The sequence below is a fragment of the Streptomyces sp. NBC_00726 genome, from assembly GCF_045161735.1.
GTDB lineage: Bacteria > Actinomycetota > Actinomycetes > Streptomycetales > Streptomycetaceae > Streptomyces.
This window is the reverse complement of sequence record NZ_CP108983.1, coordinates 6,237,895-6,257,592: the sequence shown is the minus strand read 5'-3', so window position 1 is coordinate 6,257,592 and position 19,698 is coordinate 6,237,895. Positions and strand designations below refer to the sequence as shown.

20 protein-coding genes and 1 pseudogene are annotated in these 19,698 nt (G+C 71.7%); 11 read left to right on the top strand and 10 right to left on the bottom strand.

Annotation, left to right across the window (positions count from 1 at the left end; all coding sequences use genetic code 11):
* Positions 1-6: 6 nt before the first annotated feature.
* The 3 genes from OG338_RS27805 to OG338_RS27795 all read left to right on the top strand — a co-directional run bounded on the left by OG338_RS27805 (position 7) and on the right by OG338_RS27795 (position 2,392).
* Positions 7-1,383 carry a diaminopimelate decarboxylase gene (locus OG338_RS27805; RefSeq protein ID WP_405939971.1) on the top strand — a complete coding sequence of 459 codons (1,377 nt, stop codon included), beginning with the start codon at positions 7-9 and terminating at the stop codon, positions 1,381-1,383.
* A 77-nt stretch (positions 1,384-1,460) separates the two neighbouring features.
* Positions 1,461-1,943 carry a MarR family winged helix-turn-helix transcriptional regulator gene (locus tag OG338_RS27800; protein ID WP_405939970.1) on the top strand — a complete coding sequence of 161 codons (483 nt, stop codon included), beginning with the start codon at positions 1,461-1,463 and terminating at the stop codon, positions 1,941-1,943.
* Complete coding sequence (locus OG338_RS27795) at positions 1,940-2,392, top strand: hypothetical protein (RefSeq protein ID WP_405939969.1); 453 nt, start codon at positions 1,940-1,942, stop codon at positions 2,390-2,392. Before OG338_RS27800 ends, OG338_RS27795 begins: the two co-directional genes overlap by 4 nt.
* 364 nt (positions 2,393-2,756) lie before the next feature.
* Here the strand turns inward: OG338_RS27795 and OG338_RS27790 are convergent, their stop codons facing one another.
* From OG338_RS27790 to panD, 3 genes are read right to left on the bottom strand one after another with little or no spacing between them, the layout of a single operon-like run.
* Complete coding sequence (locus OG338_RS27790; RefSeq protein WP_405939968.1) at positions 2,757-3,395, bottom strand: aspartate/glutamate racemase family protein; 639 nt, start codon at positions 3,393-3,395, stop codon at positions 2,757-2,759.
* A gap of 21 nt (positions 3,396-3,416) precedes the next feature.
* Complete coding sequence (locus OG338_RS27785; RefSeq protein ID WP_405939967.1) at positions 3,417-3,770, bottom strand: GNAT family N-acetyltransferase; 354 nt, start codon at positions 3,768-3,770, stop codon at positions 3,417-3,419.
* 30 nt (positions 3,771-3,800) lie between these two features.
* Positions 3,801-4,226: an aspartate 1-decarboxylase gene (gene panD / locus OG338_RS27780; RefSeq protein WP_405939966.1), complete on the bottom strand. Its 426-nt coding sequence runs from the start codon at positions 4,224-4,226 to the stop codon at positions 3,801-3,803.
* A gap of 466 nt (positions 4,227-4,692) precedes the next feature.
* Between panD and OG338_RS27775 the strand changes: the two genes are divergently transcribed.
* Positions 4,693-5,445: an SDR family NAD(P)-dependent oxidoreductase gene (locus OG338_RS27775; RefSeq protein ID WP_405939965.1), complete on the top strand. Its 753-nt coding sequence runs from the start codon at positions 4,693-4,695 to the stop codon at positions 5,443-5,445.
* Positions 5,446-5,548: 103 nt separating this feature from the next.
* A complete protein-coding gene (locus OG338_RS27770; RefSeq protein ID WP_405939964.1) occupies positions 5,549-5,797 on the top strand; it encodes a hypothetical protein in 249 nt (82 codons plus the stop codon).
* A 100-nt stretch (positions 5,798-5,897) separates the two neighbouring features.
* Here OG338_RS27770 and OG338_RS27765 read toward each other — a convergent pair whose 3' ends face one another.
* Entirely contained in the window at positions 5,898-6,326 is a 429-nt protein-coding gene (locus tag OG338_RS27765; RefSeq protein WP_405939963.1) for a hypothetical protein, read from the bottom strand.
* A gap of 256 nt (positions 6,327-6,582) precedes the next feature.
* Between OG338_RS27765 and OG338_RS27760 the strand changes: the two genes are divergently transcribed.
* The 3 genes from OG338_RS27760 (at position 6,583) to OG338_RS27750 (ending at position 8,563) form a co-directional block, all read left to right on the top strand.
* The gene (locus OG338_RS27760; protein ID WP_405939962.1) at positions 6,583-7,284 is read left to right on the top strand and encodes a DUF2249 domain-containing protein; all 702 of its coding nucleotides are present in this window, start codon (positions 6,583-6,585) and stop codon (positions 7,282-7,284) included.
* Positions 7,277-7,705 (top strand): hypothetical protein, encoded by a 429-nt coding sequence (locus tag OG338_RS27755; protein WP_405939961.1) that lies wholly within the window; start codon positions 7,277-7,279, stop codon positions 7,703-7,705. Before OG338_RS27760 ends, OG338_RS27755 begins: the two co-directional genes overlap by 8 nt.
* A gap of 66 nt (positions 7,706-7,771) precedes the next feature.
* The gene (locus OG338_RS27750) at positions 7,772-8,563 is read left to right on the top strand and encodes a helix-turn-helix transcriptional regulator (RefSeq protein WP_405939960.1); all 792 of its coding nucleotides are present in this window, start codon (positions 7,772-7,774) and stop codon (positions 8,561-8,563) included.
* Here the strand turns inward: OG338_RS27750 and OG338_RS27745 are convergent.
* A complete protein-coding gene (locus tag OG338_RS27745; RefSeq protein WP_405939959.1) occupies positions 8,515-9,939 on the bottom strand; it encodes a short-chain fatty acyl-CoA regulator family protein in 1,425 nt (474 codons plus the stop codon). The genes OG338_RS27750 and OG338_RS27745 overlap by 49 nt on opposite strands.
* Before the next feature lie 327 nt (positions 9,940-10,266).
* On the opposite strand from OG338_RS27745, the gene aceA reads away from it, so the two are divergent.
* The 3 genes from aceA to OG338_RS27730 all read left to right on the top strand — a co-directional run bounded on the left by aceA (position 10,267) and on the right by OG338_RS27730 (position 14,101).
* A complete protein-coding gene (gene aceA, locus OG338_RS27740) occupies positions 10,267-11,547 on the top strand; it encodes an isocitrate lyase (protein WP_405939958.1) in 1,281 nt (426 codons plus the stop codon).
* Positions 11,548-11,642: 95 nt separating this feature from the next.
* Positions 11,643-13,235 carry a malate synthase A gene (aceB, locus tag OG338_RS27735; RefSeq protein ID WP_405939957.1) on the top strand — a complete coding sequence of 531 codons (1,593 nt, stop codon included), beginning with the start codon at positions 11,643-11,645 and terminating at the stop codon, positions 13,233-13,235.
* Positions 13,232-14,101 carry a 3-hydroxybutyryl-CoA dehydrogenase gene (locus OG338_RS27730; RefSeq protein WP_405939956.1) on the top strand — a complete coding sequence of 290 codons (870 nt, stop codon included), beginning with the start codon at positions 13,232-13,234 and terminating at the stop codon, positions 14,099-14,101. The genes aceB and OG338_RS27730 overlap by 4 nt, the downstream gene beginning before the upstream one ends.
* A 112-nt stretch (positions 14,102-14,213) precedes the next feature.
* On the opposite strand, the gene OG338_RS27725 is transcribed toward OG338_RS27730, so the two are convergent.
* The 5 genes and pseudogenes from OG338_RS27725 to OG338_RS27705 all read right to left on the bottom strand — a co-directional run bounded on the left by OG338_RS27725 (position 14,214) and on the right by OG338_RS27705 (position 19,624).
* Complete coding sequence (locus OG338_RS27725; RefSeq protein ID WP_405939955.1) at positions 14,214-14,993, bottom strand: enoyl-CoA hydratase; 780 nt, start codon at positions 14,991-14,993, stop codon at positions 14,214-14,216.
* Complete coding sequence (gene mmsB, locus OG338_RS27720) at positions 14,990-15,886, bottom strand: 3-hydroxyisobutyrate dehydrogenase (protein WP_405939954.1); 897 nt, start codon at positions 15,884-15,886, stop codon at positions 14,990-14,992. The genes OG338_RS27725 and mmsB overlap by 4 nt, the downstream gene beginning before the upstream one ends.
* Entirely contained in the window at positions 15,883-16,950 is a 1,068-nt protein-coding gene (locus OG338_RS27715; protein ID WP_405939953.1) for an enoyl-CoA hydratase/isomerase family protein, read from the bottom strand. Before OG338_RS27715 ends, mmsB begins: the two co-directional genes overlap by 4 nt.
* Positions 16,947-18,094: pseudogene (locus OG338_RS27710) on the bottom strand (acyl-CoA dehydrogenase family protein). Before OG338_RS27710 ends, OG338_RS27715 begins: the two are co-directional and overlap by 4 nt.
* A 6-nt stretch (positions 18,095-18,100) precedes the next feature.
* Positions 18,101-19,624 carry a CoA-acylating methylmalonate-semialdehyde dehydrogenase gene (locus OG338_RS27705; RefSeq protein WP_405939952.1) on the bottom strand — a complete coding sequence of 508 codons (1,524 nt, stop codon included), beginning with the start codon at positions 19,622-19,624 and terminating at the stop codon, positions 18,101-18,103.
* Positions 19,625-19,698: the final 74 nt, after the last annotated feature.

The following is a 19,698-nucleotide window of genomic DNA, read 5'->3' as shown; positions in this document are numbered from 1 at the left end:
GGGTCCATGACCTCTTCTTCGCCCTCCTCCGCCCCCTCGTCCTCGGCCCCGGCGGGCTCCGCGCGTGTCGCGGCGGTGGTACGCCACGCCGTGGCCTCCGGCCTGCTCGGCGAGGCGAGTCCGGTCGCCGGTTTCATCGACACGGACGGGGTGCGCGCGTCGGTCGCCGCCCTGCACGAGGCGTTCCCCGGGGTGCCTGCCGTGCTGCACACCTTCGCCGCGAAGGCGTCCTCGCTGGTCCCGGTGCTGCGGCTGCTCGCCCGGTGCGGGATGGGCTGCGAGGTCGCGAGCCCGGGTGAGCTGCGGCTGGCGCTGGACGCCGGGTTCGCGCCGTCCAGGATCGTGCTGGACTCCCCCGCCAAGACCCGGGACGAGATCCGGCGCGCCCTGGCCGTGGGCGTGGCGATCAACGCGGACAACCTGGACGAGGTGGACCGGATCGCCTCGCTGCGCCCGGCGGACGCGGTGTCCGACATCGGTCTCCGGGTCAACCCGCAGGTCGGCGGCGGTTCGATCGGCGCGATGAGCACGGCGACGGCCACCTCGAAGTTCGGCGTGGCGCTGCGCGACCCCGGCGCGCGCGAGCAGGTCGTGAAGGCGTTCGCCGCGCATCCGTGGCTGACCCGGCTGCACGCCCATGTCGGTTCGCAGGGCTGCTCGTTGGAGCTGATCGCGGCCGGGATCGCCGAGGCGTACCGGCTGGCCGAGGAGATCAACGGGACGCTGGGCCGCCGGCAGGTCACCGGGCTCGACATCGGCGGCGGCCTGCCGGTGAACTTCGCCGACGACGAGGTGCGGCCCACCTTCGCGGCGTACGCGGCGGCGTTGCGGGCGGCCGTGCCGGGGCTCTTCGACGGGCGGTACGAGCTGATCACCGAGTTCGGGCGGTCCCTGCTCGCGAAGAACGGCTTCATCGGCGCGCTGGTCGAGTACACGAAGGACGCGGGCGGCCGCCGGGTCGCGCTGACCCACGCGGGGGCGCAGACCGCCACCCGTACCGTCTTCATGCCGGATGCCTGGCCGCTGCGGGTCGGTGCCTTCGACTCCGAGGGGCGGCCCAAGGACGGGCCCCCGGTGGTCCAGGACATCGCGGGGCCGTGCTGCTTCGCCGGGGACGTCGTCGCGCATGCCCGGGAGCTGCCCGAGCTGCGGGCGGGCGACTTCGTGGTGCTGTACGACACGGGTGCGTACTACTTCTCCACCCCGTGGTCGTACAACAGCCTGCCGCGCCCGGCGGTGTACGGATTCGGCCTCGCCGGTACGAACGGGGGCGAGGACCCCGTGGTGCGGTTCGCGCCGGTACGCGACGCCCAGTCGCTGGACTCGGTCTCCGCCGAGAGCGGCCTCGCGCACGCCGACGCGCTGCTGGACCTGGGGGACTGAGCGGGCGGGTGTGCGCGCCGTGGCGGCCCGGCAGAATTTAGTAGCCATGGACATAGTAGCCATGTACAGTATTCGTCATGAGCAACGCGATCGAGGGCGCGACCCCGGGTTTTCTGGTCTGGCGCCTGTCCATGAAGTGGCGAGTGGCCATCGACCGGGCACTGACACCGCTCGGCCTGACGCACGCGCAGTATTCGCTGGTCGCCTCCCTCCAGGGCATGGAGCACGCGGGGCTGCGGCCGAGTCAGCGGGCGCTGGCGGACCACACCGGACTCGAAGCGCTCTACGTCTCGAAGCTGGCCCGCGCCCTGGCGGCGGCGGGCCTGGTCGAACGGACCACCGACCCCTCGGACAGCAGGGCCGTCCGGCTCTCGCTGACCGAGGAGGGCCGCGCGACGACGGAGCGCGCGGTCGCGGTGGTGCGGGAGCTCGTCAACGGGCTGCTCGCACCCCTCGGCGGTCTCGGCGGCCAGGGCACCGAGGCGTTCACCGAGGCACTGACGGCCCTGCTCGACGTGCCGGTTCCCCCAGTCACCGCTTCCCGTGAGGAGTCATCATGACCACGGCACCCACCACATCCACCACACCCGCTGTGAACGGCCAGGTCATCGGCATGGCCCACTACGCCACCCGCGCGCTCGCCGAACGGCTGCTGCCCCGGGGCACCACCTTCCCCCAGGCCCTGGCGCTCACCGCCGTCGAGACCGCGGGCGGCACCGTCGGGCGCCGCGCGCTGATCGAACGCCTGACCGGCGCCGTGAAGCTCGACGTTCCGGCGGCGGAGGCCACGGTCGCCGATTCGACGTCCGCCGGTCTGCTGGAGGAGCGGCCCGGCGACCTGCTCGCGCTCACCCCGGCGGGCGGCGCGCTGGTCCGGTCGTACAAGGCGGGCATCGCCGACATCGCGGCCACGCTCTACGGGGATCTGCCGGCCGAGGACCTGGCCGCGGCGGGCCGGGTGCTGACCGAGGTCACCGCCCGGGCCGACGCGATGCTGGCCGCCGGCTGACGGCCGGGCCGGGAAAGCGCCGGGTCAGACCGGTGACGGCTCGGGCTCGGGCGGCGGCACCGGGTCGGGGTTCGGCGACGGCGGCTGCGGGATCGGGTCGGGCGCGGGACCCGGCGGAGTGGGCGTCGGACCCGGAGGTGTGGGCACGGGCGGGGTCGGCGCGGGTGGCGTCGGCTCCGGCAGCGGACCCGGGGTCGGCGCCGGAGGGACGGGGTCGGGGAACGGATGAGTCATCTCGGGCCTCCGGACGATCGAGGGTGGACCTCTTCCACCGTCTCCCGGAGCGGCTGCCCGCGCCCGGCGAGCCCATACGTACGGACGCGGAACACTGCCGCGTACGGACGGCGCACGCACCCCCTCCGGGTCACCGCCCCGCTGCCGCAACCGCCGCCGCGAGGCCGGGGCGCGGGCTGGACAGGACCGGGATTCCGGTGGTCGTACGCCCGGCCGCGCCGGCCATGGAGCCCTGGGCGAGCACGATGACGTCCGCGTCGCGCACCGCGTCGGCGGAGGCCGCCACCAGGTCGAGGAAGCCGTCGTGGTCCCCCGCCGTGAAGCGGCCCCAGGCACCTTCCACCAGCACGGTACGCACATCCGCCCCCGTCAGCCCGGCGCAGGCCGCCTCCTCGGCGAGCAGCGCGCGGGTCGGCTCCAGGGTGGAGGCGAGAGCGGCGAGGACGGTGACCCGGCCGGCCCGGACGGCCGCCGCCGCCATGGGCCGGTCGACCCTCAGGACCGGGACGCCGGCCGCGACCCCCGCGGCCTCCGCGACGGCCCCGATGGTCGAACAGGTGCAGAGCACGGCGTCCGCGCCGTCGGCCCTCAGGTCCGCGACGACCGCCGCCACCTCGTCGGCCACCGCCTCGGGCCCCAGCGCCGCCGCCGTGGCCAGCAGCTCCTCCCGTACGACGTGACGCAGGGCGGTACCCGGGTGGTCGGTGTCACGCAGGGCGTCGAAAACCGGGACGTGGACGGGTGAGGTGTGCAGCAGCGCGAGCGTCATGGCCGGGCCGCCTCTTCCGGTTCAGTACAGCTCGGGGTGCGAGGCGAGCTGCGTCTTCGCGCGCTCCACCAGCCCCTCGGGCGCCTCGGGGGCCTCGCCGGGATGGCGCGAGGCCCACTTGACGGCGTACGGGCACAACGGCACGACCGGGACGCCCTCGCGCCCCGCCATGGCGTAGAACTCCCTGACCAGGGCGGAGCCGATGCCCTTGCCCTCGTGCCCGGAACCGACGACGGTGTGGACGGCGACGAGCCCGGCGGGCTCACCGTCCAGCACGAAGTACGCGATGACGCCGACGGCCTCGCCGTCCTCGTACGCGGACAGCTTGCCGCCCGCCCGGTCGTCACGGATCTCTGGCCCGGTCTGCTCTGCCATGGTGCTGTACCCCTCGCTGGACGAGCCGCCTCAGCGCGCCGCGGGCACCGCGTGCGGGCTGCGCTCGGTGTCACTGCCCGGCACGGGCGCGGAGGCGTCGGCACCGAGTGCGACGATGCGGTTGTCCGCGTCGACGTGCACGATACGCGGGACGAACGCCCGCGCCTCGGCATCCTCGACCTGCGCGTAGCTGATGAGGATGACCAGATCACCCGGGTGCACCAGATGGGCGGCGGCACCATTGATCCCGATCACCCCGGACCCGCGCTCGCCCTCGATGACGTACGTCTCCAGCCGCGCACCGTTGTCGATGTCCACGATGTGCACCAGCTCACCGGGCAGCAGATCCGCGGCCTCCATGAGCTCGGCGTCGACCGTGACGGAACCCACGTAGTGCAGGTCGGCCTGGGTCACGGTGGCTCGGTGGATCTTGGACTTGAACATCGTTCGTATCATCGAGGTACTCCTGGGCTTGGGCTCCCTGCCTGCGTTTTCGCAGGTCAAGTGCTGGTTGGCCACTCTACAACGAGTCGCATGTCCGGGCAGCATTCCTCAGGTTTCAGGACTCGTGCTGACCACTTGCCGACTTTCCCGACGCCTCATCAGGCCACGTCCGGGATGCCTCGCGCGGCCGCCACCCCCCACTCGACGCCCACGCAATCTTACGTAGCACCCCGCCGGAAGCCCCCGTGATCGCCGTCACACCATGAGCGCCCAAGCCCCCGACGCCGTACGACTCCCGCTCGGCCGCATCAGGCGTGGGTCCACCTGCCCAGTCTCCCCGGTGGGAGGGGCGTGCGGCATCTTCGAGGTTGCTGTCGTGCGGGCGGTTCCCGCGAGCCGCTGGCGGCCCGGCCGCCGGGCGGGGCGCTGCGCAATCGAGGAGATGCGCGGCGGTGCGCGGTGCCCCGACGCTGGCCGTATGACTGACTTAGCCAACAAAACGTACTTCATCACCGGTGGTGGCAGCGGCATCGGCTTCGCCACCGCCCGCCGCCTGCTCGACGAGGATGCGAACGTGGTGATCGCCGGCCGCGACGCCGCCCGCCTCGAAAAGGCCGTCAAGAAGCTGGACGGCGGCGACCGGGCCCTCTCCGTGACCGTCGACGTGTCCCGCCCGGCGGAGCTGGAGTCGGCCTACGACCAGGTCCGCGCCCGCTTCGGCGTCCTGCACGGCGTCTTCGCCAACGCCGGCATCGGCCTCAACGCCCGCACCGCGGACGTGACCGAGGAGGACTTCGACCAGATCGTCGGCACCAACTTCAAGGGCGCCTTCTTCACCGTGCAGAAGGCGCTGCCGCTGCTCGCCGAGGGCTCCTCGGTGGTGCTCAACTCCTCGTGGCTGGTGCACCGCGGCATGGGCGCGGGCTCGGTCTACGCGGCCAGCAAGGCGGCCGTGCTGAACCTGCCGCAGACCCTCGCCCCGGACCTGGCGGGCCTCGGCATCCGGGTCAACGCGGTCACCCCGGGCCACATCCACACCGAGATGTTCGACGCCATCGCCCCGGTCGAGGAGGTCCGCGAGTTCTTCCGCGGCCAGGTCGCCCTCGGCTCCCTCGGCACCCCGCAGGACATCGCCGAGACGGTGCTGTTCCTGCTGTCGCCGCGCGCGGCGTACATCACCGGTCAGGAGTTCGTCGTCGACGGCGGTCTCGTCGGCTCCGTCCCCGCCTGACCGGCGCCGCCCCCTTCCCGGCCCGCCCGGCCCGCCGCCACCCGAGGGAACTGAAGCGATCGGCTTCGGGCTCGACGAGGAGTACGAGGTCCTACGCAAGACCGTGGAGGACTTCGCGCGCACCGTCGGGGCCCCGGCGACCGGCGACCTGTACAAGCGGGACGCGTTCCCCTACGACCTGGTCGCCGAGAGGGGCCGCATGGGGTTCGGCACGCCCGAGCAGAAGGAGAGCTGGATGCCGCAGCTCTGCGCGGGTGAGGCGCTCAGCGCGTTCGGGCTGAGCGAGCCGGGCGGTGGTACCGACGTCGCCTCGCGCACCACGACTGCCGTGCGCGAGGCGACGAGTGGGTGATCAACGGGGCGAAGTCCTCAGGCCGACCGCGTAGGTCGTGGTCTGCGTGATATGAGCCTTCATCATCGGCTCGGTGACTGACGCCGGCCAGGCAGCCGGATTACGCTGTCGCCAGACTGACGCCCAACGCCGTCAGGGCGATGACTTTCGCGATTTCGAATCCCACGTAGTACACGTGCCCTCGTGAGCGCGGGAGTTGCTCACCGGCGAGCACTCGATCCGACCTCCGATTCAGCCGTCGGCGGACGACGGCCAGTTGTACGGCGAGAAGCGCGGCCACGACGCAGACGAGTACGACGATGCCGGTGCGCGGGTCGCCGACGGCCACCGTCACGACGATGACGGACGCCAGAGCGATCTCGATGCGGTTCAGCGTACGGAAGACGATCCGGCCGATGCCCAGCCCTACGGGGATGGTCACCCCGGGCGCGCGGAACTTGAGCGGCGCCTCCACGAAGGAGATCGCCAGCACCATTCCGATCCACAGGAAGGTCACGGCGCCCGCGACCGCGGCTGACGTGGTGTTCATTGAGGTGCTCCCTCTCCGCCGCCTGGAATGACGGCTGCAAAGACCGCCGGCCCGCGTGGATGCGGAGCGCCTGGTTTCCACGAATTTTACATGTAATAAATGGCACCGACCCGTGCGGGGTCGATGGGGATGGAGGCCGAGGCTTCGGGGCAGCGCAGAACGAGGGCGGGCACGGACTCTAATTTTCACGATCCAATGTGTAATAATTCGGTCAGCACCGTCAGTGCCCTGCTGAAGGAGAGAGGGAGCGACCCGTATGTCACCTGCTGCGGAAGTGTTCATCCAGGCAACCGACACGGACCCGGACACGAGGGCCCAGGCCGTGATCGAGCGGTCCCATGGGCAACTGCTGGAGCAGATCGAAGCGGTGGCGGCGGCCGGAGGGCAGCCCGCCACGCGGTTCGCCGAGCATCTGTACCGCTGCCTGGCGGCCACCGACCTGACGCTGTATGCGGCCGCGTCCGGCGCGGCCGAGACCCGGCTGGTGGTACGCGCACTGCGCGCCGGAGTCAGGACGATCGGCGAGCAGATCGATGCGCTGAACGCGGCGACGGACGAACCCGGGCGCAGGGAAGCTGCGCACGCGCTCAAAGGAGGGCTCACGCTGCTCCTGGGCGCGGAGCGCGACGTCCTGCTGCCCGCGTTGCGGGCGCTGCCGGGCGTCGATCTGTCCGCGCTCGCCGAGGACTTCACCACCGTCCTGAACGGCGGCCGGCTGGAGGACTCGACCGTTGTCGACGTCCGCGAGATCCCGCACGGTCGTCGTCACCCTCGCATCTTCACCCGCTTCGCCCGTCTCGCGGAGGGAGAGTCATTCGTACTCGTCAACAACCACGATCCCAAGCCGTTGCGCCGTGAGTTCGAGGCCACCCACCCCGGCAGGTTCACCTGGGAGTACGTCGAGTCGGGCCCCGAGCAGTGGCAGGTCCGCATCTCACGGGTGACCGGCAGTGCCTGACGCCCGGCGGCACGAACGGCCGGACGGGGCGGCGGCCGTTCGTCTCCTGTGCGACGTGCACGCCGCCCCGAGCGCTCCCGAGACGTCCGGCGTCCTGTGGAAACTGGTCGAATCCGGCAGGCAACTCGACGCCAACCTGGTCCGGCTGGCCGCGGGAGAGCGCATCGGCACCCATGCCGAGCCCGACCTGGACGTCCTGGTCCTCATCGTCACCGGCGAAGGCGTGATGCGTACGCCTGAAGGGGAGTTGTCCCTCACGGCAGGAGCACTCATGTGGCTGCCGCACGGTTCGACTCGGAGTATCACAGCGGGAATCGGCGGCCTGACCTATGTGACCGTGCACCGGCGACGCCCGGGCATGCAGATCCGCCCTCATCCCGATTCGGCCCCGGCCTCGTCGCCCAGGCATCGAGGATGTTGAGGACCGCGTACATGATCAACGCGATTCGACTCGTTTCTCCTACATATGCTGGGTAAAATGGAACGAATGAGTGAGTCGACGTTGCGCGATCCGACCGGGCCCGACACGGGCGCCGTGGGCGAGAGCCGGCGCCACGTTCTCGATGTCCTGCGCTCCGCGGCCGGCCCTGTCGGTGTGCGGGAAATCGCCGAGGAGACGGGACTGCACTCCAACACGGTGCGGTTCCACCTGGACACGCTGGTCGGCGAAGGTCTTGCCGAACGCGGCAACGAAGCACTCGGCCGGCCCGGCAGACCGCGCGCCGTGTACAGCGCCACCGCGACCCGGACCCCGGCGGACCGCCGAAGCTACCAACTGCTCGCCCACATGCTGACAGGGCTGGCGGCCGAAACGCTGGAGCACCCCGCACAGGCCGCGGCCGCCACGGGTGAGGCGTGGGGCCGCTACCTCGCCGACGCTCCGCCTCCCGCGCAGCGCCTCACCGCCGAAGAGTCGATCAGCCGGCTGTCCCGGGTACTCGATGACGCCGGCTTTGATCCCGGCCCCACGGAGTGCGACTCCGCTCCCGTCATTCCGCTGCGCCACTGCCCGTTCCTGGAACTGGCCGAGGAACATCGGGACATCGTGTGTTCCCTCCATCTCGGTCTGATACGAGGCGCCCTACAGGAAGTACGCGCACCGCTCCGAGTCGACCGACTGGAGCCATTTGTCGGCCCTTCCCTCTGCATGGCCCACCTGGCACCCACAGCAGACCATCCGGCGGAGGGCGCTTCCGGGCCCCGGCAGCGGAAGAAGACGGCCTACCGCGTTCAGGACCCGTGCCGGTCCGATGCCTCGCCGCCCTCCCGGACCGGGTAGGGCACGAAGGTGCTGCTGTTCTGGTCGATGCGCAGGGGCCGGCCGAGGGGTGGGGCGGCGCGCTGGGAGCAGTCGAGGCGTTCGCAGACGCGGCAGCCCATGCCGATGGGGGTGGCGATGGAGGCGTTGGTGAGGTCGAGGCCGTCGGAGTAGACGAGCCGGTGGGCGTGGCGGATTTCGCAGCCGAGACCGATGGCATACGTCTTGCCGGACTCCCCCCAGCCGCCGCGGTGCCGGGTGACGGCTCGCGCGGTCCACAGGTAGCGCTGCCCGTCGGGCATCTCGGCGACCTGGACGTGGATGCGGCCGGGGGCGGAGAAGGCTTCGTACACGTTCCACAGGGGGCAGGTGCCGCCGGCCCGTGAGAAGTGGAAGCCGGTGGCGGACTGGCGTTTGGACAGGTTGCCGGCCCGGTCGACGCGTACGAAGGAGAAGGGCACCCCGCGGAGTCTCGGCCGTTGCAGGGTGCTCAGCCGGTGGCAGATGGTCTCGTAGCCGAGGCCGAAGTGGTCGGTGAGGCGCTCGATGTCGTAGCGCGCGTCCTCGGCTGCCGCGTGGAAGGCGGCGTAGGGCAAGATCAGGGCGGCCGCGAAGTAGTTGGCGACGCCGATCCGGGCGAGCCCGTGGGTGGCCGACGCGGGCGGAAAGTCCTCGGTGGCCAGCCGGCCGAGCTCTTCGCCGTGTTCCAGCAGGGCGAGCTGGGTCGCCATGCGGAAGGCGCGCTGGCCGGGGCGCAGCCGCGGCGACAGGTGCAGCGTGCGGCTTCTGTCGTCGTAGTGGTGCAGCCGGTCCCCCGGCTTCGCGGCCAGGCGGACGCCGTGTGCCTCGGTGAGTCGTCTGCCGAGGGCGCCGGTCACCTCTCCGGGCCGGATGCCGATCTCAGCGGCCAGGTGCTCGGCCGCCAGATCGGTTTCGTGCAGGTAGTTCTGGCGGCGGTAGAAGAAGTCGCGGATCTCCTCGTGCGGCGTGGTGGTGGCCCGGCCGGGGCCCCGGCCGTCCGCCTCCCCGGCCAGCCGCTCGGACAACTCCTGATTGCGGCGGCCGAGTCCGACGAGGACCTTCGCGACCGCGGGCAGCCGGGTGGCCAGGTCGCCGAGATCGGCGACGGACACCTGGGACTCGGCGAGCTCTCCGGCGAGCGCCTCGCGCAGGTCCGCCAGCAGGCGGGCCGTGTCACGCTCCGAGAAGAACCCCGGGTCCACACCGAACGCCTCGGTCAGCCGGAGCAGGACCGGCACGGTGAGCGGCCGTGAGTCGTGCTCCATCTGATTGAGGTAGCTCGGCGAGATGCCGAGCACCCGCGCCAGGTCCGCCTGGCTCATCCGGCGCTCCGTGCGCAGCTGGCGGAGCCGCGCACCCGCGTATGTCTTGCTCACCAGTCCGCTCCTCGAAGCCGGGGTTCTCCGGCTCAGCGTACGGGATGGATCACACCCCACGGCCTTTGCAACCTTGGCAAAAACGGCCGGGAAGATTCGCAAAGGTTGGCACACATCCCTGCTTGATGGCACTCCGTGCCAATGCCAGAGTCGTGGTGCGGCCCTCCGGAACTTGCAGGGGAATCCCCTTGCACGGCAACATTGCTCAGCTCCATCGCCCGGCACCGGCGGGCCGCACCCTTCACTTGAAGACACTTAGTGCCACCTCCAGTCCCATCCGGGCCGCGATGTTGGCAGCCAGCACAAACCGAGGAGACGGAGAGAGTCATGGCGGAGACGACGCAGGCGATCGAGGACCTGGCGCGGCAGTGGGCGACCGATCCGCGCTGGAAGGGCATCGAGCGCACCTACGGCGCCGAGGACGTGGTGCGGCTCTCCGGCAGCGTCCGCGAGGAGCACACCCTGGCCCGGCGCGGCTCCGAGCGGCTGTGGCGGCAGCTCCACGACCTCGATTACGTCCACGCGCTCGGCGCGCTCACGGGCGGTCAGGCCGTCCAGCAGGTGAGGGCGGGACTTCAGGCGATCTACCTCTCCGGCTGGCAGGTGGCCGCCGACGCGAACCAGGCCGGGCACACCTACCCCGACCAGAGCCTCTACCCCGTCAACTCGGTCCCCCAGGTCGTCCGGCGCATCAACAACGCCCTGCTGCGCGCCGACCAGATCGCCACCGCCGAGGACGCCGGCGACACCACCGACTGGCTCGCGCCGATCGTCGCGGACGCGGAGGCCGGCTTCGGCGGTCCGCTCAACGCCTTCGAGCTGACCAAGGCGATGATCGCGGCGGGCGCCGCCGGCATCCACTACGAGGACCAGCTGGCGTCCGAGAAGAAGTGCGGCCACCTCGGCGGCAAGGTGCTGGTGCCGACCTCGCAGCACATCCGTACGCTGAACTCGGCCCGTCTCGCCGCGGACATCGCGGGCACCCCGACCGTGATCATCGCCCGTACGGACGCGCTGGCCGCCAATCTGCTGACCTCGGACGTGGATGAGCGGGACGCCGAGTTCGTCACCGGCGAGCGCACGGCGGAGGGCTTCTACCAGGTCCGCAACGGCATGGCCCCGGTGATCGCGCGCGGTCTCGCCTACGCCCCGTACGCCGATCTGATCTGGGTCGAGACCGGCACCCCGGACCTGGCGCAGGCCCGCGAGTTCGCCGAGGCGATCCACGCCAGGTACCCGGACCGGATGCTCGCGTACAACTGCTCGCCGTCCTTCAACTGGAAGGCGGCGCTGGACGACGACCAGATCGCCAAGTTCCAGCGCGAACTGGGCGCGATGGGCTACAAGTTCCAGTTCATCACGCTGGCCGGCTTCCACTCGCTCAACCACGGGATGTTCGACCTCGCGCGCGGCTACGCCGACCACGGCATGACCGCGTACGTCGATCTCCAGGAGAAGGAGTTCGCCGCGCAGGCGCAGGGCTTCACCGCCGTCAAGCACCAGCGCGAGGTCGGCACCGGCTACTTCGACCTGGTGTCCACCGCCGTCAACCCGGCCTCCTCCACGACCGCGCTGTCCGGTTCGACGGAGGAAGAGCAGTTCCACTAGGCCGCTGAGCCGGACCGCCGTGGTCCGGCCGGCTTCGGCCGCGGAGGGGGACGACCGTCCCCGTCCCCCTCCGCCCCACCCCTCAGGAGAGCCCGATGACCACCACCGCACTCACCCAGCAGGTCCGTGTCCTCGCCGCGCCCGGGCGACGGCACGACGAGATCCTCACCCCCGCCGCCCTGGACTTCCTCGGCCGGCTCGCCGAGGCATTCGAGCCGCGCCGCCAGTGGCTGCTGAAGGAACGCCGCCGCCAGGCACTGCGACTGGCCTCGGGCTCACCCCTCGGCTTCCCCCTGATCACCGCCGCGGTGCGCGACGACCCCACCTGGCGGGTGGCGCCTCCCGGGCCGGGACTGGCCGACCGCCGGGTGGAGATCACCGGGCCGCCCGACCGCCGGATGGCCGTCAACGCGCTCAACTCGGGCGCGCGAGTGTGGATGGCCGACTTCGAGGACGCGACCGCTCCCCTGTGGGACAACGTCATCGACGGCCAGCTCACCCTGCTGGACGCCGTCGAGCGCCGCATCAACTTCACCACGCCGGAGGGCAGGGAATACCGCATCGGCGACCGGCCGGCCACCATCATGGTCCGCCCGCGCGGCTGGCATCTGGACGAGGAGCACCTGGAGTACGACGGCCGCCCGGTGCCGGCCGCGCTGGTCGACTTCGGCCTGTACTTCTTCCACTGCGCCCAGCGGCAGATCGACGCCGGCTCCGGTCCGTACTTCTACCTGCCGAAGCTGGAGAACCGTTACGAGGCCCAGGTCTGGAACGACGTCTTCGTCCTGGCGCAGGAACTCCTCGGCATCCCCCGCGGCACGGTCCGGGCCACCGTCCTCATCGAGACGGTCACCGCGGCCTTCGAGATGGAGGAGATCCTTTACGAGCTGCGCGAGCACAGCGCCGGGCTCAACGCCGGCCGCTGGGACTACCTCTTCAGCATCATCAAGACCTTCGGCCACCGCTCCGACTTCCTGCTGCCGGACCGCGCCAAGGTGACGATGACCGCGCCGTTCATGCGGGCGTACACGGAACTCCTGGTGCGCACCTGCCACCGGCGCGGCGCGCACGCCATCGGCGGCATGGCCGCACAGGTCCCCACGAAGGACCCGGCCGCCGACGAGGCCGCGTTCGCCAAGGTCCGGCTCGACAAGGAGCGGGAGGCGGAGGACGGCTACGACGGTTCCTGGGTGGCCCACCCGGCGCTCGTCACCGTCTGCCGCGACGTGTTCGACGGTGTCCTCGGCGCCCGGCCGCACCAGCTGGACCGTACCCGCGACGACGTCGAGGTCACCCCGGCCGAGCTGCTGTCCGTCCGCCGGATCAGCGGCCCGCCCACCGCCGAGGGCGTCCGGACCAACATCTCCGTCGCGCTGCGGTATTACGCGGCATGGCTGCGCGGACAGGGCGCGGTCGCGATCGACGGGCTGATGGAGGACGCGGCCACCGCCGAGATCGCCCGGGTGCAGATCTGGCAGTGGCTGCGGCACCGGGTGACCGACCGGGAGACCATGACCGCGCTGGTCGACGACCAGATCACCGCTCTCGGCGCGGAATACCCGTGGGCGCCCGTCGAAGACATCCGTACGCTCTTCGAGGAGACGGCCATGCGGGGCGAGTTGCCGCAGTTCTTCACTCCGGCCGCCTACACCCGCCACCTGGTCCGCCGGCCGGAGGTGCGGGCATGAGCACGGACATCACACGCGTCGGTGTGGTCGGCGGCGGGCAGATGGGGGCGGGCATCGCGGAGGTCTGCGCGCGGGCCGGGCTGGACACCGTGGTCTGCGAGGTGGACGCGGTGGCGGCCCGTACGGCCCGCGAACGGGTGGCGGCCTCGCTGGACCGGGCGGTGCGGCGCGGCAAGCTGGACCGGGCGGCGGCGGGGGACGCGCTCGCCCGGACCGTGTTCACCGGCAGCCTGGACGATCTGGCCGACCGGCAGCTCGTCATCGAGGCCGTCATCGAGAACCCCGGGGCCAAGACCGAGGTCTTCGCCGCACTCGACAAGATCGTCGAGGACCCGGCGGCCGTCCTGGCCACCAACACCTCGTCGCTGCCCGTCATGCGGCTCGGCATGGCCACGAGCCGCGCCGACCGGGTCGTGGGGCTCCACTTCTTCAATCCGGTGCCCGTGCTGCCGCTGGTCGAGGTCGTGACCTCGCTGCACACCTCGGCCACGACCGTCACCGCCGTGGAGGACTTCGCGAGCCGGGTGCTCGGCAAGACCGTGATCCGCAGCCAGGACCGGGCGGGCTTCCTCGTCAACGCCCTGCTCGTGCCGTATCTGCTGTCCGCGATCCGGATGGCGGAGTCGGGCTTCGCCACGGCCGGCGACATCGACGCCGGGATGGAGCTGGGCTGCGCCCACCCCATGGGGCCGCTGAAGCTCGCGGATCTGATCGGCCTGGACACCGTCGCGTCGATCGCCGAATCGCTCTACGCCGAGTTCAAGGAACCGCTCTACGCACCACCGCCGCTGCTCCAGCGGATGGTGGAGGCGGGGCTCCTGGGCCGAAAGGCCGGCCGGGGGTTCCACACCTATGACCAGGGCTGAGGGGCCCTTCCTCCCGCATGACCGGGACGCGGGAGTCCCCGTTCTCGTGGCTGTGTGATCCGGAACGTGTGTGGCCCCGGAAGGGTTCCGGGGCCACACACCCGCGACGGGATCAGCGGTGCCGGAAGACGGGTGGCCGCTTGTCGGTGAAGGCGGCCATGCCCTCCTTCTGGTCGGCGGTCGCGAACACCGCGTGGAACAGGCGTCGTTCGAAGCGGACGCCTTCGGCGAGCGTGGTCTCGAAGGCCCGGCCGACGGCCTCCTTGGCCATCATCGCCACCGGCAGCGACATGCCCGCCACGGTCTCCGCGACCGCCAGGGCCTCCCCGCGCAGTTCGCCTGCGGGCACGATCCGCGAGACCAGTCCGGCCCGCTCGGCCTCCTGCGCGTCCATCGTGCGCCCGGTCAGGCACAGCTCCATGGCCTTGGCCTTGCCCACCGCCCGGGTCAGCCGCTGGGAGCCGCCGATGCCGGGGATCACCCCGAGCTTGATCTCCGGCTGGCCGAAGACCGCGGTGTCGGCGGCGAGCAGGATGTCGCACAGCATGGCCAGCTCGCAGCCGCCGCCCAGGGCGTATCCGGCGACGGCCGCGACGGTCGGGGTGCGCAGTTGCCCGAGCCGGTCCCAGGCCGCGAACCAGTCCGCGAGGTACATGTCCAGGTAGCCCTGGGGCCGCATCTCCTTGATGTCCGCGCCGGCCGCGAACGCCTTCGCCGAACCGGTGATCACGATGCAGCCGCAGTCCGGGTCCCGGTCCAGGGCCTCGGTCGCGGCCACGACGTCGTTCATGACCTGGAGATTCAGTGCGTTGAGGGCCCTGGGCCGGTTGAGGGTGAGGAGGGCGGTGCGGCCCTTGCGTTCGACCAGGACGGTCTCGTACGGGGTGGTCATGCGGCGCCTCCGGTCCGGTCCCTGATGGTACGTACGATGCCGGAGAAGTCCTCCGTGTCACCGACCTGTTCGGCGTAGGCCGCGTACAACTCGGCCGCGCGCAGTCCCAGTTCGGCGTGGATGCCGCCCTCGCGCAGTGCGTTCGCGGCCAGCCCGAGGTCCTTGGCCATCAGCGCCGCGGCGAACCCGGGCCGGTAGTCGCGGTTGGCCGGGCTGGCCGGCACCGGTCCGGGGACGGGGCAGTTGACGCTGAGCGCCCAGCACTGTCCGGACGCCGTGGAGGCGACGTCGTACAGCGCCTGGTGGGTCAGGCCGAGGCTCTCGCCGAGGACGAACGCCTCGCTGACGGCGATCATGGAGACGCCGAGGATCATGTTGTTGCAGACCTTCGCCGCCTGGCCGGCGCCCGCGCCGCCGCAGTGCACGGCCTTCTTGCCCATGACCTCCAGCAGGGGAAGCGCCTCGGCGAACTCCGCCTCTCCCCCGCCCGCCATGAAGGTGAGGGTGCCCGCCTCGGCACCGACCACCCCGCCGGAGACCGGCGCGTCCAGGGACCGCATCCCGGCGGCCGCCGCGCGTTCCTGGGCGGCCCGCGCGTCGGTGACGTCGATCGTGGAGCAGTCCACGAAGAGGGTGCCCGGCCGGGCCGCGGTGAGGATGTCGTCGTACAGGCCGAGCACATGGCGCCCGGCGGGGAGCATGCTGATGACCACGTCGGCGGTGGCGACCGCGGCCGCGACGGACGCGGCCGGTTCCACGCCGGTGCCGGCGGCGGCCGCCAGGAGCTCGGGGACCAGGTCGTGGCCGAGCACCCGGTGACCGGCCTTGGCCAGGTTGGCGGCCATCGGGCCGCCCATGTGTCCGAGCCCGATGAACGCGACAGTCCTGCTCACCAGACCACCTCCTCGGTCGTGTCGGTTGCGGCGGCGAGCCCGAGTTCGTACGCGCCCAGCGGGGCGAAGAACCGCTCGACGTCCGCCTCGGTGACGTCGGCGAGCGACTTCGGGGACCAGTGCGGTGTGCGGTCCTTGTCGATGACCTGGGCCCGGATGCCCTCCACCAGGTCCGGGGCGCGCAGGCAGGCGCGGGAGACGCGGTACTCCTGGTCGAGCACCCGCTCCAGGGCGCCGAGCCGACGGGCCCGGCGCAGCGAGGCCAGGGTGACCTTGAGCGCGGTCGGGGACTTGGCGAGCAGGGTGACGCCCGTCTCGTCGGCGGCCGGGACGTCCTGGGCGAGCAGCCGTTGGGCGATCTCCTCGACGGTGCCGGCGGAGAAGCAGTCGTCGATCCACGCCCGCCCGGCGGCCAGCCGCCCCGGTGGCGGGTCCTGCACATGGCGCGCGAGGGCGTCGCGTACCGGCATCCCGGCCAGATCGGCCACGAGGGACGGGACGGCGGCCGAGGGCAGGAAGTGGTCGGCGAGCCCGCACAGCAGGGCGTCCGCCGCGCCGACCGGTGCTCCGGTCAGGGCCAGGTAGGTGCCCAGTTCGCCGGGGGCGAGCGCGAGCAGATAGGTGCCGCCGACATCGGGGACGAAGCCGATGCCGGTCTCGGGCATGGCGACCCTGGACCGTTCGGTGACGATCCGCACGCTTCCGTGCGCGGAGACACCCACGCCTCCGCCCATGACGATGCCGTCCATGACGGCGACGTACGGCTTGGGGTAGCGGGCGATCCGGGCGTTGAGGCGGTATTCGTCGCGCCAGAAGGCGGCGGCGGCCGTGCCGTCCCCGTGGCGGGCGTCGTCGTGGATGGCCCGGATGTCACCGCCGGCGCACAGGCCGCGTTCTCCGGCACCGGTGAGGATGACGGTCTCGACGGCCGGGTCGTGCTCCCACTCGGTGAGCGCGCAGTCGATGCGGAGCACCATCTCGTGGGTGAGCGCGTTCAGGGCCTTGGGGCGGTTGAGGGTGATGTGGGCGGCGTGGCCGGTGGTACGGAACAGGACGTCGTTCACCCGAACGCCTCCGTCAGTCCCCGGGCGACGATGACCGCATGATCTCGTTGGTGCCTTCCAGGATCTGGTGGACGCGCAGGTCGCGGACGATCTTCTCGATGCCGTACTCGTTGAGGTAGCCGTAGCCGCCGTGCAGCTGGAGCGCGCGGTCCGCGACCGCGTAGCCGGTGTCGGTGGCGAAGCGCTTGGCCATCGCGCAGAGGTACGGGGCCTGCGGATCGCCCCGGTCCAGGGCCTGGGCTGCCTGCTGCACCAGGGCGCGGGCGGCGGCGAGTTCGGTGGCCATGTCGGCGAGGCGGAAGCGCAGCGCCTGGGCATCGAGGAGCCGCTGCCCGAACGCCTCCCGGTCGGCGAGGTGGGCCAGGCTGCGGTCGAGGGCGCTGCGGGCGCCGCCGAGCGAGCAGGCGGCGATGCCGAGGCGGCCGCCGTTCAGGCCGTTCATGGCGATGCGGAAGCCCTCGCCCTCGCGGCCGATGAGCCGGTCGGCGGGGAGGCGTACGCCGTCCAGGATCACCTGGCGGGTCGGCTGGGCGTTCCAGCCCATCTTCCGCTCGTTGGGCCCGAAGGAGAGACCGGGGTCGTCCTTGTCCACGAGGAAGGCGGAGATGCCGTCCGCCCCCTGGCCGCCGGTGCGGGCCATGACGAGGTACAGCTGGGTGGCGCCGGCCCCGGAGATGAACTGCTTGACGCCGGTGAGCAGCCAGCCGTCCCCGTCCCGCCGCGCGCGGGTGGTGAGGGCGGCGGCGTCCGAGCCCGCGCCGGGTTCGGTCAGGCAGTAGCTGGCGAGGTCCTCCATGGCGCACAGCCGGGGCAGATGGCGTTCGCGCTGAGCGTCGTCGCCGTACCGGTCGATCATCCAGGCGACCATGTTGTGGATGGAGAGGTAGCCGGCGATGGACGGGCAGCCGGAGGCAAGGGTCTCGAAGACGAGGACGCCGTCGGCGCGGCTGAGCCCCGAGCCGCCGGACTCCTCCCGGACGTAGACGCCGCCGAGCCCGAGCCCCGCGGCCTTGCGCAGGACGTCGACGGGGAAGTGCTTGTCGCGGTCCCAGTCGAGGGCGTGCGGGGCCAGGTGATCCTGGGCGAAGTCGAGAGTGGTCTCCGTGAGGGCCTGCTGGTCCTCGGTGAGCAGGGTGCTGGTCATGGCCGTTCAGCCCATCGTGGGGATCGTGAAGCTGGCACCCTCGCGCAACCCGGCGGGCCAGCGCGAAGTGACCGTCTTCGTACGGGTGTAGAAGCGGATGGCATCGGGGCCGTGCTGGTTGAGGTCGCCGAAGCCGGAGCGCTTCCAGCCTCCGAAGGTGTGGTACGCCACCGGCACCGGGATGGGCACGTTGACGCCGACCATCCCGGTGTCGACGCGGCGGGTGAAGTCACGGGCGGTGTCCCCGTCACGGGTGAAGATCGCGACCCCGTTCCCGTAGACGTGCTCGCTGGGCAGGCGCAGGGCCTCCTCGTAGCCGGCGGCGCGTACGACGCACAGCACCGGGCCGAAGATCTCCTCCTGATAGATACGCATGGCCGGCGTCACCCGGTCGAACAGGGAGGCCCCCGCGAAGAAGCCGCCCGCATGCCCGTCCAGGACGAAGTCCCGCCCGTCCACGACGAGTTCGGCGCCCTCCTCGACGCCGAGGTCGACGTAGGAGCGGACCCGTTCGACGGCCTCCGGGCCGACCAGCGGACCGAAGTCGGCGTCGGGGTCGTCACTGCGGCCGATCCGGAGCGTGCCGATGCGCTCCTTCAGCCGGGTCACCAGCGCGTCGGCGGTCTCCTCACCGACCGGGACGGCGACGGAGACCGCCATGCAGCGCTCCCCCGCCGAGCCGTAGCCGGCGCCGATCAGGGCGTCGACGGCCTGGTCGAGATCGGCGTCCGGCATCACGATCATGTGGTTCTTGGCGCCACCGAAGCACTGGGCGCGCTTGCCGTGCGCGGCGGCCGTGGCGTAGACGTGTGCGGCGACCGGCGTGGAACCGACGAAGCCGAGGGCGGCGACCCGGGGGTCGTCGAGGAGGGTGTCGACGGTCTCGCGGCCTCCGTTGACGACGTTCAGGACACCGGGCGGCAGCCCCGCTTCCAGGAACAGTTCGGCGAGCCGCAGCGGGACGGAGGGGTCGCGCTCCGAGGGCTTGAGGATGAAGGCGTTGCCGCAGGCGAGGGCGGGCGCGGCCTTCCACAGCGGGATCATCGCGGGGAAGTTGAACGGGGTGATGCCGGCGACGACGCCGAGCGGGGAGCGCAGGGAGTGGACGTCGATGCCGGTGCCGGCGTTGTCGGTGAACTCCCCCTTGAGCAGGTGCGGGATGCCGGCCGCGAACTCGACCACGTCCAGGCCCCGTTGGATGTCGCCGTGCGCGTCGGCGACCGTCTTGCCGTGCTCGGCGGACAGCAGCCGGGCCAGCGCGTCCTTCTCCCGCTCCACCAGCTGAAGGAACTTCATGAAGACCCGCGCACGCCGCTGCGGGTTCCACTCGCCCCAGCCGCGCTGCGCCTCGACGGCATCGGCGATGACCGCCTCGGTCTCGGTGCGGTTCGCGAGGGGCACCAGGGCCTGCACCTCGCCGGTGTTGGGGTCGTACACCTCGCCGTACGCCCCGGACGTTCCCGGGACGCTCTTACCGCCGACGAAGTGGGTCAACTCGCGCACGGAGGCGCGTTCGTGCTCGCGGACCATGACTGCCTGCTCTCGTCAGGAGGGATCCGGGGATGGCGCGCCGGGGCGCACACCCGCACCGAAGGCGTACGGGT

What these genes read in the sequence shown, in the direction of transcription:
- OG338_RS27800 (WP_405939970.1), top strand. Translation starts at nt 1,461, where the DNA reads ATGAGCAACGCGATCGAGGGCGCGACCCCGGGTTTTCTGGTCTGGCGC.
- OG338_RS27795 (WP_405939969.1), top strand. Translation starts at nt 1,940, where the DNA reads ATGACCACGGCACCCACCACATCCACCACACCCGCTGTGAACGGCCAG.
- OG338_RS27705 (WP_405939952.1), bottom strand. Translation starts at nt 19,624, where the DNA reads ATGGTCCGCGAGCACGAACGCGCCTCCGTGCGCGAGTTGACCCACTTC.
- OG338_RS27765 (WP_405939963.1), bottom strand. Translation starts at nt 6,326, where the DNA reads ATGAACACCACGTCAGCCGCGGTCGCGGGCGCCGTGACCTTCCTGTGG.
- OG338_RS27805 (WP_405939971.1), top strand. Translation starts at nt 7, where the DNA reads ATGACCTCTTCTTCGCCCTCCTCCGCCCCCTCGTCCTCGGCCCCGGCG.
- aceB (WP_405939957.1), top strand. Translation starts at nt 11,643, where the DNA reads ATGACCACCACCGCACTCACCCAGCAGGTCCGTGTCCTCGCCGCGCCC.
- aceA (WP_405939958.1), top strand. Translation starts at nt 10,267, where the DNA reads ATGGCGGAGACGACGCAGGCGATCGAGGACCTGGCGCGGCAGTGGGCG.
- panD (WP_405939966.1), bottom strand. Translation starts at nt 4,226, where the DNA reads ATGATACGAACGATGTTCAAGTCCAAGATCCACCGAGCCACCGTGACC.
- OG338_RS27785 (WP_405939967.1), bottom strand. Translation starts at nt 3,770, where the DNA reads ATGGCAGAGCAGACCGGGCCAGAGATCCGTGACGACCGGGCGGGCGGC.
- OG338_RS27775 (WP_405939965.1), top strand. Translation starts at nt 4,693, where the DNA reads ATGACTGACTTAGCCAACAAAACGTACTTCATCACCGGTGGTGGCAGC.
- OG338_RS27725 (WP_405939955.1), bottom strand. Translation starts at nt 14,993, where the DNA reads ATGACCACCCCGTACGAGACCGTCCTGGTCGAACGCAAGGGCCGCACC.
- OG338_RS27760 (WP_405939962.1), top strand. Translation starts at nt 6,583, where the DNA reads ATGTCACCTGCTGCGGAAGTGTTCATCCAGGCAACCGACACGGACCCG.
- OG338_RS27730 (WP_405939956.1), top strand. Translation starts at nt 13,232, where the DNA reads ATGAGCACGGACATCACACGCGTCGGTGTGGTCGGCGGCGGGCAGATG.
- OG338_RS27750 (WP_405939960.1), top strand. Translation starts at nt 7,772, where the DNA reads ATGAGTGAGTCGACGTTGCGCGATCCGACCGGGCCCGACACGGGCGCC.
- OG338_RS27790 (WP_405939968.1), bottom strand. Translation starts at nt 3,395, where the DNA reads ATGACGCTCGCGCTGCTGCACACCTCACCCGTCCACGTCCCGGTTTTC.